Raw genomic sequence first — 14,762 nt, forward strand, 5'->3', positions numbered from 1 at the left:
GTTATCTTTTTTTATTCAGTCTCAAACCGTTATCTGGTCTCTGATTTTGTTAAAAACGCCCTCTTTAATACCCGGAATATTCATCAAATCCTCCGGCCTCTGAAATCCGCCCTTTGATTCCCGATAACGGATAATCTCCTTTGCCTTGGATTCGCCAATCCCGGAAAGTGTCATAAGTTCGGCCTCGGTGGCCCGGTTCAGGTTCACTAACCCGGATGTGCCCTCTGCCGCGGCTTCCTCAAGCGTCTGTGCCATTTCCACCGAGGGTACCTCGATCTTCTGCCCGTCAGATACCGTCTCCGCCAGGTTCAGATACGTCCCGGCCGCGCCTTCCGTCATACCGCCGGCTGCCTCCACCGCGTCGGTAATCCGGCTGCCCTCCGGTAGTTCGTAAACTCCGGGAGTTCTCACCTCTCCGCAGACGTAAACCCAGACGGACGCTGCCTCTTCCTCTTCCGAATCCGCCGCCTCCGCTGTCGTCCCTTCCGTCACAGTCTCCTCCGCCGCACTGTCATAGACCGCCGCCTTTTTCCCGCAGCCGGTCAGGCACAGCGCAAGCAGAACCATCATCCAAAGAAGCTTTTTTCTTTCCTGTCGATATCTCATTTTTCCGCCTTTCTGAAAATAGGCGGGTCCCCTCCGATACAGACTATCTTCATTTTAGCGGAGATTGGGCAAGAATACAAGTTCTTTTTTAAGTCATGACTGTTCAGTTCCTTCACAGTTATAACTGCAAAATCCATGAAAATCGGCTTCGCCGATGGGATTTTGCATTCCTACTCCCACTGAAACACTGCGACGCCCACGATAGCTGCCGCCATGCCAATGACCTTCCGCCAGGAAAAATCAGCCTTTTCCACGCCAAAGATCCCTGCCAGCTCAATCAGATAGGCCGCCAGCAGCTGAGCAATGACAATCAGCATCACCGCCTTCGCAGGTCCCAGGGCGTCCATGCTTTTAATGACTGTAAATGTGATAAAGGCTCCGATGACGCCGCCCAGCAGCATGTACTTCGGCGTCACCTGAAGGATGGTCAGCGGGTTTTTCCGATCCGACAGCCCCCAGGCAATGAGGCAGGTAATAAGGGCTGACAGCTGCACCCAAGCCGCAGAGGTCCATATGCTGCTCACCTTTGTGACCTCCGTATTGAAGACGCCCTGAACGCTCATCAGCGCCCCGGATAAAAGGGCAATAAAAAATCCAATCATGACAAAGACTTCCTTTCCTGTTCTGTAAGTAAGGTTTAGTCTTTCCATGACTGGATGTTCTTATTCCTGTATTATTCCGTCGCCTGAAGCTGGGACATGATTTTCCGGGTTACGGAATCCACTTCTGTATTGACATCATTGCCCTTCCAGATATTCGCAAAGGCAATCTCCATCTCGATCCAGTAGTTGCTTAAATCGGTCAGCTTCGGAACCTCCACGGAATTCTCGTACTGGTCAAGCAATACCGACATCTCCGGATTTTCATAGCTGACACCCAGGCGCACCGGCATTTTATTGGACATGGCATAAAGCTCATCTGCCTTGTCATAGGTCAGAAAACGCGCAAATCCTTTCGCGGTATCACGCTCCTTGGAATAAGCGTTGACTACTACAGAGTTGGTGACAGACAGACCCTTGGTGGACAACTCGTCCGTCAGGTTCGGTACCTCCGCGATGCCATAGAAATAGCTGTCTGCCGCAGCGTCAATCTGGGCAATGGCGTCGGTCTTCGCGATGGTATACACGGTCTTGCCGTCGATGAACTCCTGCAGCACATTGTCCGTAGTAACCTCATCCGCATCAATGGCAAAGAAAGCGTTCAGGCTCTGGTAGTAGGCCAGGCAGTCTTTGACCTCCTGGGCATCCAGAGAAACCTGCGTGGGATCATCCCCGGTTTCGCCGCCAAGGTTTACATAATTCGATATAAAGAAAAAGTTCGAGAAAATATCCGCCACATTCCATTTGAAGATATTTTCCACCTTCTCCGTGGCATCCGTCGCCTCGTAATTGTCCGCGTAATCCAGAATCTCGTCGATGGTGGACGGGGCGCTGTCTGCGTAGTTCTTATTGTACAGCAGGAAACAGGTCTCAAAATAGAAAGGATACGCCATCAGCTTTCCGCCGCAGGTGGCCGCGTCAATGGCCTTCGCCGAGAAATCCTTCGAAAGCTCCTGCTCCGTAAAGCTGTCATTTTCCACCGTCAGTCCTGCCAGACGGGCTTTCTCCAGAAGCTCGCTGGACACCACAAAAAGATCCGGGCCGCCCAGATCGGAGATACTGGCCGTGTTGATATGCTCGATATAGTCCACCGCCGTGACAAGCTGCAATGTGACATCCACGCCGGTCTGTTTTTTATAATCAGCCGCTGTCTGCACCAGATAGCTGTTCAGCTTCTCGTCAGTATACCACAGAGTCAGCGCTTTTTGCTCCATGTCCTGCCCGGCCTCCGCCGCCTCCTTCTGCTTCTGATGATAAGAAAAAGCCACCTGGCCCATCTGCGCAAATACAAGCAGAACCACCAGGATGGCGATGGCTCTGCGATAAATCGTATGTCTCATGTGTGTAAAATCCTAACCTTTCACCAAAGCCCTTTCAAGCTTCGTAACCATTTCGTCTACATGGTCCTTTGTGATAACAAGGGGCGGAACCAGACGCAGCACGTCGCTTCCGGCTGTGATCACAATCAGACCCTCATCCATAGATTTTAACACAACTTCTCCTACAGGTCTACCCTGGATTACAAGTCCCTGGATCAGGCCCTTTCCTCTGCGGGCCGCGATGCAGTCGTATTTATCCACCAGAGCATCCAGTTTTCCTTCAAGATATGCACCCACTTCTTTTACATGATCCACGATTGCGTCCTGCTCAAAGATATCCAGCACCTTGGAAACCGCCGCGCAGACAAAGGGATTGCCGCCGTAGGTGGTGCCGTGATCGCCCGGTACCAGAGAGCCCAAAGCCGTCTTCTCATCCAGCACAAAGGCGCCCACCGGAACGCCGCAGCCCAGGGCCTTGGCACAGGTCATGATGTTGGGCTTCACGCCGTACTCCTGCCATGCGAACAGGTGGCCGCTCCGGCCCATACCGCACTGGATCTCATCCAAAATCAGAAGCGCGTCGTGCTCCTCGCAGAGTGCCTTCACGCCCTTTAAGAACTCCTCCGTAGCCGGGTAAATGCCGCCCTCGCCCTGAATGGTCTCCAGAATCACCGCGCAGGTGTGCTCATTGAACTGAGCCTTTACACTCTCCAGATCGTTGTAATCAGCGAAACGGATGCCGCCGATGAGCGGACGGAAGGGCGCCTGGTATTTCTCATTGCCGGTGACGGAGAGGGCTCCCATGCTCCGTCCGTGGAAGGAATGGTTCATGGCGATGATCTCGTGATCATTTTTTCCGTCCTTCAGCCACGCGTACTTGCGGGCCGCCTTAATTGCGCCCTCGATAGCCTCGGTGCCGCTGTTGGTAAAGAATACCCGGCTCATGCCGCTCATGCGCACCAGCTTGTCGGCTGCCTCTGCGGCCGGCTCATTGTAATACAGGTTGGAGGTATGCATCAGCTTGTCGATCTGGGCCTTCAGCGCCTCGTCGTAACCCGGGTAATGATAACCCAGGGCCTGTACCGCGATGCCTGCCGCGAAATCCAGATATTTTTTGCCGTCGGTGTCGTAAAGATAGACGCCATCGCCGTGATCCAGTACCACCTGATACCGGTTGTAGGTGTGAAGCACGCTCTCTTCCGCCTCTTTGATAATCGCCTCTTTATCTTCCATCATAATAATTTTCCTCTCCTTCGCCCAGGATGGCAGTACCGATTCCCTTGTTGGTAAAGATCTCCAGAAGCAGGCAATGGGCGATACGTCCGTCCAGGATATGCACTCTGGATACGCCGTTTTCGATGGCGTCGATGCAGTTGTTGAGCTTCGGAAGCATACCGCCACCGATGTTGCCATTTTCGATAAGCTCTCTTGCCTCTTTTACATGAAGCTCAGAAATCAAGGTCGCTGAATCCTCCGGATCTCTGCGGACGCCCTCGATATCAGTCAGGAATGCCAGCTTCTCCGCATGGACGGCCCGGGCAATGGCGCAGGCCGCGTCATCGGCGTTAATATTGTAGGTGTTGAAGTCCTTGTCCATTCCCACCGGGCATACGATAGGCAGGAAATCCTTCTCCAGCAGGTCGTAGAGAATCTGGGGATCCACATCCGTCACCTCGCCCACGAAACCGATGTCCTCGCCCTTGGAATACTTCTTCTCCACCTTCAGGAGACCGCCGTCCTTGCCGCTTAGGCTAACTGCTTTCACACCCAGCTCTTCCACTAGCTGAACCAGGCTTTTTCCAACTTTTCCCAGCACCATTTCCGCGATTTCCATGGTCTCTTTGTCAGTCACACGCAGGCCGTTGATGAATTTGGGCTCCATGCCGACCTTTCCTACCCAGCGGCTGATCTCCTTGCCGCCGCCGTGTACGATGATGGGTTTGAAGCCGACCAGTTTCAGAAGGGTCACGTCCTGGATGACACTCCGCTTCAAGTTCTCGTCCACCATGGCGCTTCCGCCGTATTTCACTACGATAATCTTCCGGTTAAACCGCTGGATATAGGGAAGGGCCTCAATGAGGACCTTGGCCTTCTCCAGGTAGGTGTTCATTTCTTCTTCTCTGCTCATAATCTTTACTCCTCTGTATCTTAAGAACGATAATCCGCATTGATTTTCACATAATCATAGGTCAGGTCACAACCCCATGCGGTGGCGGTGGCGTCGCCCATCTTCACGTCCGCAATGGCCGTTACCTCCGGCTCGGAAAGGATCCTGGTAGCTTCTTCCTCGCTGTAATTCACTGCCACGCCATTTTCAATGATCTGGATCTTACCGGCTGCGCTCTCGAAGAACAGATCCACCTTCTCCGGGTCGAACTGGGCTCCTGAATAGCCCATGGCGCACAGGATACGGCCCCAGTTGGCGTCGTGACCGTAAATGGCTGCCTTGACCAGACTGGATGTAACCACGGATTTGCTCAAAATCACAGCCTGCTCCTTGCTCTCGGCTCCCACGATTTTCACCTCGAAGAGTGCTGTCGCACCCTCGCCGTCGCCTGCCATTTTCTTTGCAAGCCAAGTGTTGACTGTATTCAGCGCCTTGGCAAATGCTTTGTAATCTTCATTTTCTTCGGTGATCTCCGGGTTCTCCGCCATGCCGTTGGCCAACACCAGCAGGGTGTCGTTGGTGGAAGTATCGCCGTCCACGGAAATCATATTGAAGGTGTCTTTTACATCATTGCTTACGCATTTCTGCAGCATCTCTTTGGAAATATTCGCGTCGGTGGTCACGAAGGCCAGCATGGTACACATATTCGGATGAATCATGCCGGAGCCCTTGCACATACCGCCCACGGTGACAGTTTTTCCGCCCAGCTCCACCCGGACGGCGATTTCCTTATTGACCGTATCGGTGGTCATAATCGCCTTGGAGGCTGCGGTTCCGTGCTCCGGGGTGCTGCCCTTGGCTTCCTTTAAAAGGCTGATGCCCTTTTTCAGGCGATCCATAGGAAGCTGCATGCCAATGACGCCGGTGGACGCCACCAGAACGGCATTTTCCGGAACGCCGAGAACTTTGGCTGCCTCCTCTGCGGTCTCTTTACAGTAGCCCATGCCCTCCTCGCCGGTGCAGGCGTTGGCGATGCCGGAGTTTACGATGACTGCCTGGGCATAGGGGGATTCCTTTACGATTTTCTGATCCCATTTCACCGGGGCTGCCTTTACGATATTCGTGGTAAATGTACCTGCCGCGTGACAGGGCTTTTCGCTGTATACCAGGGCCATGTCGGTCCGTCCCTGGTATTTGATGGCTGCCGCTGCTGCCGCTGCCTCAAAGCCCTTTGCCGCGGTGACGCCGCCCTTGATTTCTGTGATGGTCATATTGCCGTCCTCCTCTTTATTCGTTAAATGCTTCGATATTTTCTTTATTTAAGACAAAATCATAGTAGTTCAGATCGAGCCTTTGTGTCCAGCCGATGCGGTTCCAGAAAGCGTTGCCGATGTCGTTCTGGGTAAAAGCGATCAGGGATACCTTGCTGATCTGCTCCTCTTTCAGGGCGTTCATGGCAAATACTACCATGGCCTTGCCGATGCCCCGCATCCGGTAATCCCGGTGGACACACACATGATAGAGACAGCCCCGACGTCCGTCGTGACCGCAGAGAATGCTGCCTACCACCTTGCCGTCTTCGATGGCCACCACGCTGGTGGTGGGGTTCCGTTTTAAAAACCGCTCCACGCCCACCCGGGAGTCGTCAATACTCCGGATGGCGAAGCCCTTGATGGTCATCCAGAGGGCGTAGACGCCGTCGTAATCGTCGATGGTCATTGTTCGGATAGTCATATTTCTGTACCTCGCCAAGTATTAAGGAAACACCATGGTCACTAAACTCATACTGCGCCTGCGGCTTGCATTCATTAAGTGTCCAGGTGGACGTTCGCACTAGGCTCGAAAATACCTCGCCAAGTGCTCACAGTCACGGGAACATGGGAACGAGCTCTAATCCTTCGCTCTCCTTCAGTCCGAACATCAGGTTCATATTCTGGACGGCCTGGCCGGCTGCGCCCTTCACCAGGTTGTCCATGGCTCCCATCATAATCACGCGCTTCGTTCTCGGGTCGATCTTAAAGTTCACGTCCACATAGTTGCTGCCCTCCACCCATTTGGTCTGGGGGCAAACGTCCTTTTCCAGAACGCGGACAAATTTCTCATTCGCATAATACTTATCGTAAGCGGCCTTTACTTCCTCATAAGAGACCTCTTTCTTCAGGGAAGCATAGGCGGTAATCAGAATACCCCGGTTCATGGGTACCAGATGGGGCGTGAAATTAATCAGCACCGGCTGGCCTGCCGCGTAGGAAAGCTGCTCCTCGATCTCCGGCGTATGACGGTGATTCGCCACGCCGTAAGCCTTGATGTTTTCATTGACCTCACAGTACAGATTGTCCACCTTCGCGCCGCGGCCTGCACCGGAGGTGCCGGACTTGGCGTCAATGATAATCGTGCCCGGGTCAATCAGCCCTTCCTTTAATAAGGGATAAATAGAAAGAGTGCTGCAGGTGGGATAGCAGCCCGGGTTGGCTACCAGTCTCGCCTTCTTCACCGCTTCCCGGTTGATCTCACAGAGTCCGTAGACCGCCTCCGGGATAAACTGGGGCGTCGGATGCTGGATCTTATACCACTCCTCGTAGGTGGCCACGTCCTTAATACGGAAATCGGCGCTTAAGTCCACGATTTTTACCTTGGACAGAATCTCCTCATTTACCAGAGACGCGCAGAGGCCCTGGGGCGTCGCTGTGAAAATCACGTCCACCTCATCTGCCAGTGCTTCCATATTATCATCCATGCATTTGTCGTCTACGATCTGAAACATGTTCTGGTAGACTTCCGCGTATTTCTTATCTATGTAGCTTCGGGAACCGTACCATTTAATCTCCACATCCTTATGTCCTGTGAGAATGCGGACCAGCTCGCCGCCTGCGTATCCGGTTGCTCCGATAATTCCTGCCTTTATCATTTCTATTTTCCTCTCTTTTTGTGGATATTTGTTCCTATTTTAGATCTGTTTGGCCAGTATTTCAAGCACTTTTCCGCTTGTATGCATTTTTATACACTTGCTTTGCATATATTATCACTTTTATGCATATTATTCAAGCACTATTTTATTTTTATTCATATTTCTGTGGAACTTTTTCTGAACTTCCGCTTGCATATTATATGGAAATGATGTATATTAGTTTTCAGTGAACAGAAACGGTGTGCATAATCATTCATACCGTATAGAAATCATAAAACACTCAGGAGGATATTTGAATATGAAAGACAAAGTAGTACTTGCCTATTCCGGCGGACTGGACACCACTGCTATTATTCCGTGGCTGAAGGAGCATTTTGATTACGATGTAGTATGTTGCTGTATCGACTGCGGCCAGGGAAATGAGCTGGACGGACTGGACGAGCGCGCGAAGCTGTCCGGCGCTTCCAAGCTGTACATCGAGGATCTGGTAGACGATTTCGCTGAAAATTATATCATGCCCTGCGTAAAGGCAGACGCTGTATACGAGAACAAGTATCTGCTGGGTACTTCCATGGCGCGTCCGGCCATCGCAAAGAAGCTGGTAGAGATTGCCCGGAAGGAGAACGCTGTCGCTATCTGCCACGGCGCTACCGGTAAGGGCAATGACCAGATTCGTTTCGAGCTGGGTATCAAGGCTCTGGCTCCGGATCTGAAGATCATCGCTCCCTGGAGAATGACCGATATCTGGACCATGCAGTCCCGTGAGGATGAGATCGCGTACTGCGAGAAGCACGGCATCCATCTTCCCTTCTCTACCGATTCCAGCTACAGCCGTGACCGGAACCTGTGGCACATCAGCCATGAGGGACTGGAGCTCGAGGATCCGGCCAACGAGCCGAACTACGAACACCTGCTGGTTCTGGGCACCACCCCGGAGAAGGCTCCGGACGAACCGGAATATGTAACCATGACCTTTGAAAAGGGCGTTCCTACTTCCGTAAACGGCAAGCAGATGAAGGTGGCTGACGTCATCCGTACTCTGAACGCTCTGGGCGGAAAGCACGGCATCGGTATCGTGGATATCGTAGAAAACCGTGTGGTAGGTATGAAGTCCCGTGGCGTATATGAGACCCCGGGCGGAACCATCCTGATGGAGGCTCACCGTCAGCTTGAGGAGCTGGTTCTGGACCGTGCTACCATGGAGACCAAGAAGGATATGGCCAACAAGTTCTCCCAGATTGTATATGAAGGAAAATGGTTTACCCCGCTGCGTGAAGCTATCCAGGCTTTCATGGAGGTAACCCAGGAGTATGTAACCGGCGAAGTGAAGTTCAAGCTCTACAAGGGCAACATCATCAAGGCCGGCACCACTTCTCCCTACTCTCTGTACAATGAGTCCCTGGCGTCCTTCACCACCGGCGACATGTACGACCACCACGACGCAGACGGATTCATCACCCTGTTTGGCCTTCCGCTGAAGGTTCGGGCTATGAAGCTGGCTGAGGTGGAGAAGAACAAGAACAATAACTAATACTTCATAACGATAAACGGAAAGGGCCCCGCGTCTGCGACGCGGAGGCCCTTTCTTTCTGTTATCCTTTTTATTTTTTTACCGTCTCATTCCCTTTTCCACGTCCATACCTCACTACTGCCACAGAGCTTCCAGACGTCTGTGCCCAGGTTATCGGTTACTTCTGTGAAGATGGCCTTTGCCTGTTCTTCTGTTTCTGCCGGATAGACCAGAAGGGCGTTTATTTCGGATCTTGGAAAACCTGCAAGAAAATAGTCCAAATCTATCTCTGTGATCACAAAGCCGGCCGGATTCTGATTGATCAAATAGGTGTCGTCATCTTCAAAAGAGCCGCCCAGATTCGCTATCGTTTCTCCGTCAATGAGGATATTGCCGGTCATATTGTCCTGATTTTTTCGGAATTTCGGAAAACGGTACTGATATTTCCAGACCTGACAGGAGACTTTCACCGGGATACCGCTCTCCGACTGTTCTCCTATAAACAGCCAGCCTGTCCCTGTCGATTCTTTTTCAGTTTTTATCGGGTAATAATAAGATTTTACAAGATACTCTGCGGCGACCAAGATGCCGAAAATGATAAGTGCCGCTATGATTTTTCGAACAATATGCCTTTCTTTCATCAAACATCTCCTCACTGTCTTTCTGATAATTTGTAATTTCATTATATTGACTTTTTTGGTATTGCAACCGATTTGTTCCTTCCTAGATTTCGGCTTCCACACAAAATCCTGAATTCTCTCCTTTTATGGGTATACCCTTTTATTTTTTTCACTATTTTACAGTATTCTTTACTGTCTCCCAAGCCGGTTCAGTACTAGCTGCGCGCACAGGCCGGTGAAGGCTCCGGCGATGCAGCCGGCGGTCATGAGGAAGGGGAGGTAGAAGATCATGCCTTTTCCGGCTATTAACACGGCTACCAGCATCTGGCCGATGTTGTGGAGGACGGCGCCCAGGACGCTGGCCAGCCAGATGGCGCGGCCGCTGACCATGTGGCGGAGAAGCAGCATGCCAAGCAGGCAAAGCAGGCTTCCGGCCAGACTGTAGAGGAAGGTCATCATGCTTCCGCCAAAGAGGGAGCCTAAGAAAATGCGGACAAGTACCACCATCAGCACCTCGCCGGGGCGGTAGCGGTAGACTGCGTAGACCGTCACGATATTGGCCAGCCCCAGCTTCGCGCCCGGAATCGGGATGGGATTCGGAATCTGGAGCTCCACCACATATAAAATCAGAGCTGCCGCTGTCAGCAGCGCCAGCTCAGTGAGTTTTCCGGTTGTCATTCTTTTTTCTGATGGATGCTCCTTCATGACGGCCCTTTCTTTTTTAACTACTAAAATATTCTTACCTACCTAAAGATTATATTATATCTTCATCTGGCATTACGAAATATATACATTTTTAGTTCGCCACCGCGTCCAGCCCGGACGCGCCCTCTCCGTCCGCATACTGAATGCTCAGCCGGTTCGGCAGACACACGATGGGCGCAGCCTCCAGCCAGTCCATGTGGACACAGATTTGATCGGGACAGTCCGCTGCTTTCACGCGGATCTGGTGATCCCGGATCTCGATTTCATTGGTTCTGCCTCCGTAGGTCACGGTAAAGGTCTGATCCTCCGCCTGAGCCAAGTCCAGTGTATACAGGATTTTCCCATCCTGCAGGATCTCCACCTGTCTGCCGTGGCTCCGGGTCAGATTCCATATCATGCCGCCGATTCCTCCAAGAAAGAGCACAGCGCAAAGCGCCGCCACGATGTAAACTGCTTTTCGATTCTGTCCCGTCTTCGTTCCTTCTTCCATTCGAACCTGTTATCCTGTTACTATTCACTCCGTTCACTATAACACGCTGTTCTAAAATAGCGCCTGTGAACAATAACTTTGATCCTTTCCTGTACTTCTTTTCTTCGTTTTTCTGTCACACAGCTCCCTACCGCTCCACGATCTCCAGCCTCTGCGCCGCGTTCCTCATCTCTATCTTATCACGCAGCCCTTCCGTTGCATAGACCTTTCCGGAAGTATCCACCAGAACCAGCTCAAAGCTGTTCCCTTCGTCATTTCCATGGATCCGCCAGTACTCTGCCGCATCTGCCTCGCCCATGATATAAAGAGAAGTAGACAGGGCGTCCGCCAGCATTCCTTTTTCCGATACGACGGTCACGGAAAGCAGGCCGGAATCTGCCGGATAGCCGGTGCGGGGATCCAGGATGTGGATATAGGTCTCCCCGTTCTCCTCAAAATACCGCTCATAGCCACCGGAGGTAATCACCGCCCGGTTCTCCACCTCCAGCGCCAGTAGCACATCCTCTGTCCCGCTTCCAATGTCAGAGGCGGCGGCAATCTCCGGATTCCGAATTCCGATTTTCCAGTCTGTCCCGTCCGGTTTCGTCCCCAGGGTCTCGATATTGCCGCCCAGGGACACCATACCCGAAGTCACGCCGTACTCCCGGTAAAGCTCCATGACCCGGTCAGATGCATATCCCTTGGCGATGCCGCCCAGATCCACCTGCTGTCCTGATCCCAATGTCACCTGTGCGCCCTCTATCTGAATCTGCGCAGCGTCCACCAGCGAAAGTGTGTTGGAAATTTCTTCCTGTGTCGGCACCCGATAGTCCCCGGTAGGGAATCCCCAGAGCTGCATCAGCGGGTAGACCGTCACGTCAAAAAGGCCGCCCGTGGACTGCCGGATGCTTTCCGCCTCTTCCAGTAATTTCAAAGTATCCTCAGATATCAGAAAAGATCCCGCAGCATTCAGCTGCGAGATCTCACTGGATTCATTTCCTGTGGAAAGCAAAGCATCCAGCCGCTCGATCTCCTTCATGGCCGCATCCACAGCCTCTTCTGCCTTCGGCCCATATGCGGTAAAGCTCATCACCGTATCCATGGCAAAAAGCTGCTTCGTACAGGACGCGTCCCTGTCTCCTTTCCGGTACTGCCAGATACAGCCCACCGTAATCATCAGAGCCAGTGCTCCCAGAATGACTGACATGCTTCGCTTCATTTTTTATAACCTCAGATATGTATGATTTATACCATTTCGATAACCTTCATCGGACACTTCTCCGCGCACTTACCACAGCCTACACACTTGGTATAATCCACGTGGGCCAGATTGCCGTCCACGGTAATCGCTTCGTGCTCGCACTGCTTTGCACAGATACCGCAGCCCAGGCAGCCTGCGGTGCAGGCCTTCTTCACAGCCGGTCCACGGTCGCGGCTTGCGCAGCGCACCGCTATCTTCTTGTCCGCCGGCACCAACTCGATCAGTCCCTTAGGACAGGCCTTGGCGCATTTTCCACAGCCGGCACATTTCGTCTCGTCTACGATGGCTACGCCGTTCTCCACGCGGAGCGCGCCGAACTTACAGGCCTCCACACAGGAACCAAAGCCCAGACAGCCATAATCACATTTCCAGACTGAGATACCGGAAAGTACCGCTGCCCGGCAATCATGAATACCCACATAATTGCACCGGACAGAGGTCTTATCACAGCTGCCTGCGCAGTGTACATAGGCCACCTTTTTCTCTGCGGCTTCCGCCTGCACGCCCATGATATCGCCGATTTTCTTTACTGCTTCCGCATTGCACACCGGACAGGCATTGACCGGAGCCTTGCCCTCCACGATGGCTGCCGCTACCGCGTCGCAGCCTGCATAACCGCAGGCACCGCAGTTATTTCCCGGAAGACTTTCTCTTACAAGGCCAACGCGCTCGTCAGTCTCCACTGCGAACTTCTTGCTGACTGCCACCAGAGCTACGCCGATCAGAAGTCCGATTACGCCTACTACCAATGTCGCTATAATAACTTCCTGCATATTCTCCTCCTTATGACAGCGCCAGACCGCCAAATCCCATGAACGCAATCGCCATCAGCGCCGCGCAAATCAGCACGATGGGCGCACCCTTTAAGGGAGCCGGCAAAGCCTCCTCATCAATACGGCTTCGGATACCTGCCAAAAGAACAATGGCAATGGTATAGCCGACTGCGGTACCGAATCCGGCCAGTACACTTTCCACAAAATTATACTCATTCTGTACGTTGGTCAGGGCCACGCCCAGAACCGCACAGTTGGTGGTAATCAGCGGCAGATAGATTCCCAGCGCCTTGTAAAGGGGCGGGGAGGTCTTCTTGGTAAACATCTCTACCATCTGTACCAGAGCCGCGATAACCAGAATAAAGACAATGGTTTTCAGATAATCCAGATTCAGCGGCGTCAGTACAAAGGTGTACAGAAGATTCGCCACTGCGGAAGCTACCGTGATGACAAAGATAACCGCTGCGCCCAGACTGAAGGACGTCTTGATATATCTGGATACGCCCAGGAAGGAACAGATTCCCAGGAACTGGCTTAATACCACGTTATTCACCAGCGCCGTTGTAATGATAATCAGAAGTAATGATTTCATTTATTTCTGCGCCTCCTTTCCTTCTTCCTTCGCATGGGCACAGGTCGCGCAGCATCCGTCGCAGCCCTGCACCATGGCGTTTGCACGATTCTTGATCTTCAGGGAATTCATAATAATAACCAGAACCGCCAGTACCAGGAACGCGCCCGGAGCCTTGATGAAAATAGCAATAGGCTTATAAGCGGACGGCATCACCTGCATGCCGAATACGGTACCTGCACCCAGAAGCTCACGGATAAGTCCGATGACAGAAAGGGAAATTGTAAATCCGAGACCCATGCCAAGTCCGTCCATGGCGGACAGAAGAGGCGGATTTTTGGAGGCATAAGCCTCCGCACGGCCCAGAATGATACAGTTTACTACGATCAGGGGAATGTAGATTCCCAGCGCGTCATAGATGTCAGGCACATAAGCCTCCATCAGAAGCTCCACTACGGTAACCAGTGAAGCTACGATGACGATATAAGCCGGCAGACGTACCGCATCCGGTATCACCTTCCGAAGCGCGGAGATGACCAGATTGGACATCACCAGTACCACCAGCGTGGATACGCCCATTCCGAATCCGTTCATACAGGAGGTGGTAACCGCCAGTGTGGGGCACATGCCGAGCATCAGAACCAGAGTGGGATTTTCTTTTATTACACCATTATAGATGCGTTCTGTACAAGGTTTCATCGCTTAATTTCCTCCCTGTATATCATTTTCAAAGAAGTCTACCGCAGCATTCACCGCATTGACTACGGCACTGGAGGAAATGGTTGCGCCGGATACGCCGTTGATCTCGCCGGGCGCGCTTGCTCCGCCGGACTTGAACAGCGTGAATTTATCCGTCTTCACACCGTCAAACTGGCTCTTGAAAGCATCCTCTCCTACCAGAGAGCCAAGACCTGCGGTCTCATTCAGAACCGTGAAGGAAATACCGGTTACGGTTCCGTCTGAAGCGATGCCTACAGACATCGTAATATTGCCGTCCATACCGTCGCCGCTGGTAGCGCTGATGACATAGCCTGCCACATTGCCGGAAGCGTCTTTTCCTACGATTACTTCATTGATATAAGCCTTACCGAAATCAGTTCCGTATACTTCACCGTTCAGAGCATCCACCTTAGCAGTAATTGCATCGTCATAAGCGAACTCTACTGCGTCCGGGCAGACCTCCTGATAAGAAGCTGCCTTTTCCGCCAGCTTTTGCTCGGCGATCCTGCCCTCGGTCAGCTTGTATACACCGCTTAAAGCCACGCCCGCAATCAGGGTAATGACGCAGAGCGCAATGGCTGCGGCCGGAATCTT

General features: G+C 52.4%; 17 protein-coding genes. 1 reads left to right on the forward strand and 16 read right to left on the reverse strand.

What is annotated here, in order from left to right:
• Positions 1-21: 21 nt before the first annotated feature.
• From ACESZP_RS11585 to argC, 8 genes are all read right to left on the reverse strand, one after another.
• Entirely contained in the window at positions 22-606 is a 585-nt protein-coding gene (locus ACESZP_RS11585; RefSeq protein WP_499709078.1) for a helix-hairpin-helix domain-containing protein, read from the reverse strand.
• 170 nt (positions 607-776) lie between these two features.
• On the reverse strand, positions 777-1,208 hold the full coding sequence (locus tag ACESZP_RS11590) for a DMT family transporter (RefSeq protein ID WP_349164966.1): 432 nt from the start codon (positions 1,206-1,208) through the stop codon (positions 777-779).
• 71 nt (positions 1,209-1,279) lie between these two features.
• Positions 1,280-2,545, reverse strand: coding sequence for a sugar ABC transporter substrate-binding protein (locus ACESZP_RS11595; RefSeq protein WP_499709079.1), 1,266 nt, complete (start codon positions 2,543-2,545; stop codon positions 1,280-1,282).
• A gap of 12 nt (positions 2,546-2,557) precedes the next feature.
• Positions 2,558-3,760, reverse strand: a complete 1,203-nt coding sequence (locus ACESZP_RS11600) for an aspartate aminotransferase family protein (protein WP_499709080.1) — start codon at positions 3,758-3,760, stop codon at positions 2,558-2,560.
• Positions 3,747-4,652 (reverse strand): acetylglutamate kinase, encoded by a 906-nt coding sequence (gene argB, locus ACESZP_RS11605; RefSeq protein WP_499709081.1) that lies wholly within the window; start codon positions 4,650-4,652, stop codon positions 3,747-3,749. The genes ACESZP_RS11600 and argB overlap by 14 nt, the downstream gene beginning before the upstream one ends.
• A 20-nt stretch (positions 4,653-4,672) precedes the next feature.
• Positions 4,673-5,902, reverse strand: a complete 1,230-nt coding sequence (gene argJ, locus ACESZP_RS11610; RefSeq protein ID WP_499709082.1) for a bifunctional glutamate N-acetyltransferase/amino-acid acetyltransferase ArgJ — start codon at positions 5,900-5,902, stop codon at positions 4,673-4,675.
• 16 nt (positions 5,903-5,918) lie between these two features.
• The gene (locus tag ACESZP_RS11615) at positions 5,919-6,365 is read right to left on the reverse strand and encodes a GNAT family N-acetyltransferase (protein ID WP_178039556.1); all 447 of its coding nucleotides are present in this window, start codon (positions 6,363-6,365) and stop codon (positions 5,919-5,921) included.
• Positions 6,366-6,498: 133 nt separating this feature from the next.
• Positions 6,499-7,539: an N-acetyl-gamma-glutamyl-phosphate reductase gene (gene argC, locus ACESZP_RS11620; protein ID WP_440322016.1), complete on the reverse strand. Its 1,041-nt coding sequence runs from the start codon at positions 7,537-7,539 to the stop codon at positions 6,499-6,501.
• A gap of 298 nt (positions 7,540-7,837) precedes the next feature.
• Between argC and ACESZP_RS11625 the strand changes: the two genes are divergently transcribed.
• Positions 7,838-9,070 (forward strand): argininosuccinate synthase, encoded by a 1,233-nt coding sequence (locus ACESZP_RS11625; RefSeq protein WP_158363797.1) that lies wholly within the window; start codon positions 7,838-7,840, stop codon positions 9,068-9,070.
• Between the two features lie 86 nt (positions 9,071-9,156).
• Here ACESZP_RS11625 and ACESZP_RS11630 read toward each other — a convergent pair whose 3' ends face one another.
• From ACESZP_RS11630 to ACESZP_RS11665, 8 genes are all read right to left on the reverse strand, one after another.
• The gene (locus ACESZP_RS11630) at positions 9,157-9,690 is read right to left on the reverse strand and encodes a hypothetical protein (RefSeq protein ID WP_178039554.1); all 534 of its coding nucleotides are present in this window, start codon (positions 9,688-9,690) and stop codon (positions 9,157-9,159) included.
• Positions 9,691-9,858: 168 nt separating this feature from the next.
• The gene (locus ACESZP_RS11635; RefSeq protein WP_178039553.1) at positions 9,859-10,347 is read right to left on the reverse strand and encodes a Gx transporter family protein; all 489 of its coding nucleotides are present in this window, start codon (positions 10,345-10,347) and stop codon (positions 9,859-9,861) included.
• 118 nt (positions 10,348-10,465) lie between these two features.
• Positions 10,466-10,864 carry a NusG domain II-containing protein gene (locus ACESZP_RS11640; RefSeq protein WP_349165472.1) on the reverse strand — a complete coding sequence of 133 codons (399 nt, stop codon included), beginning with the start codon at positions 10,862-10,864 and terminating at the stop codon, positions 10,466-10,468.
• Between the two features lie 127 nt (positions 10,865-10,991).
• Positions 10,992-12,062 (reverse strand): FAD:protein FMN transferase, encoded by a 1,071-nt coding sequence (locus tag ACESZP_RS11645; protein WP_499709083.1) that lies wholly within the window; start codon positions 12,060-12,062, stop codon positions 10,992-10,994.
• Between the two features lie 26 nt (positions 12,063-12,088).
• Entirely contained in the window at positions 12,089-12,877 is a 789-nt protein-coding gene (locus ACESZP_RS11650; protein WP_499709084.1) for an RnfABCDGE type electron transport complex subunit B, read from the reverse strand.
• Positions 12,878-12,887: 10 nt separating this feature from the next.
• Positions 12,888-13,469: an electron transport complex subunit RsxA gene (gene rsxA / locus ACESZP_RS11655; RefSeq protein WP_178039549.1), complete on the reverse strand. Its 582-nt coding sequence runs from the start codon at positions 13,467-13,469 to the stop codon at positions 12,888-12,890.
• The gene (gene rsxE, locus ACESZP_RS11660) at positions 13,470-14,147 is read right to left on the reverse strand and encodes an electron transport complex subunit RsxE (RefSeq protein ID WP_349165469.1); all 678 of its coding nucleotides are present in this window, start codon (positions 14,145-14,147) and stop codon (positions 13,470-13,472) included.
• A 3-nt stretch (positions 14,148-14,150) separates the two neighbouring features.
• Positions 14,151-14,759, reverse strand: a complete 609-nt coding sequence (locus tag ACESZP_RS11665; protein WP_499709108.1) for an RnfABCDGE type electron transport complex subunit G — start codon at positions 14,757-14,759, stop codon at positions 14,151-14,153.
• Between the last annotated feature and the right edge of the window lie 3 nt (positions 14,760-14,762).

The organism is Candidatus Dorea massiliensis AP6 (assembly GCF_964245105.1).
GTDB lineage: Bacteria > Bacillota > Clostridia > Lachnospirales > Lachnospiraceae > Laedolimicola > Laedolimicola intestinihominis.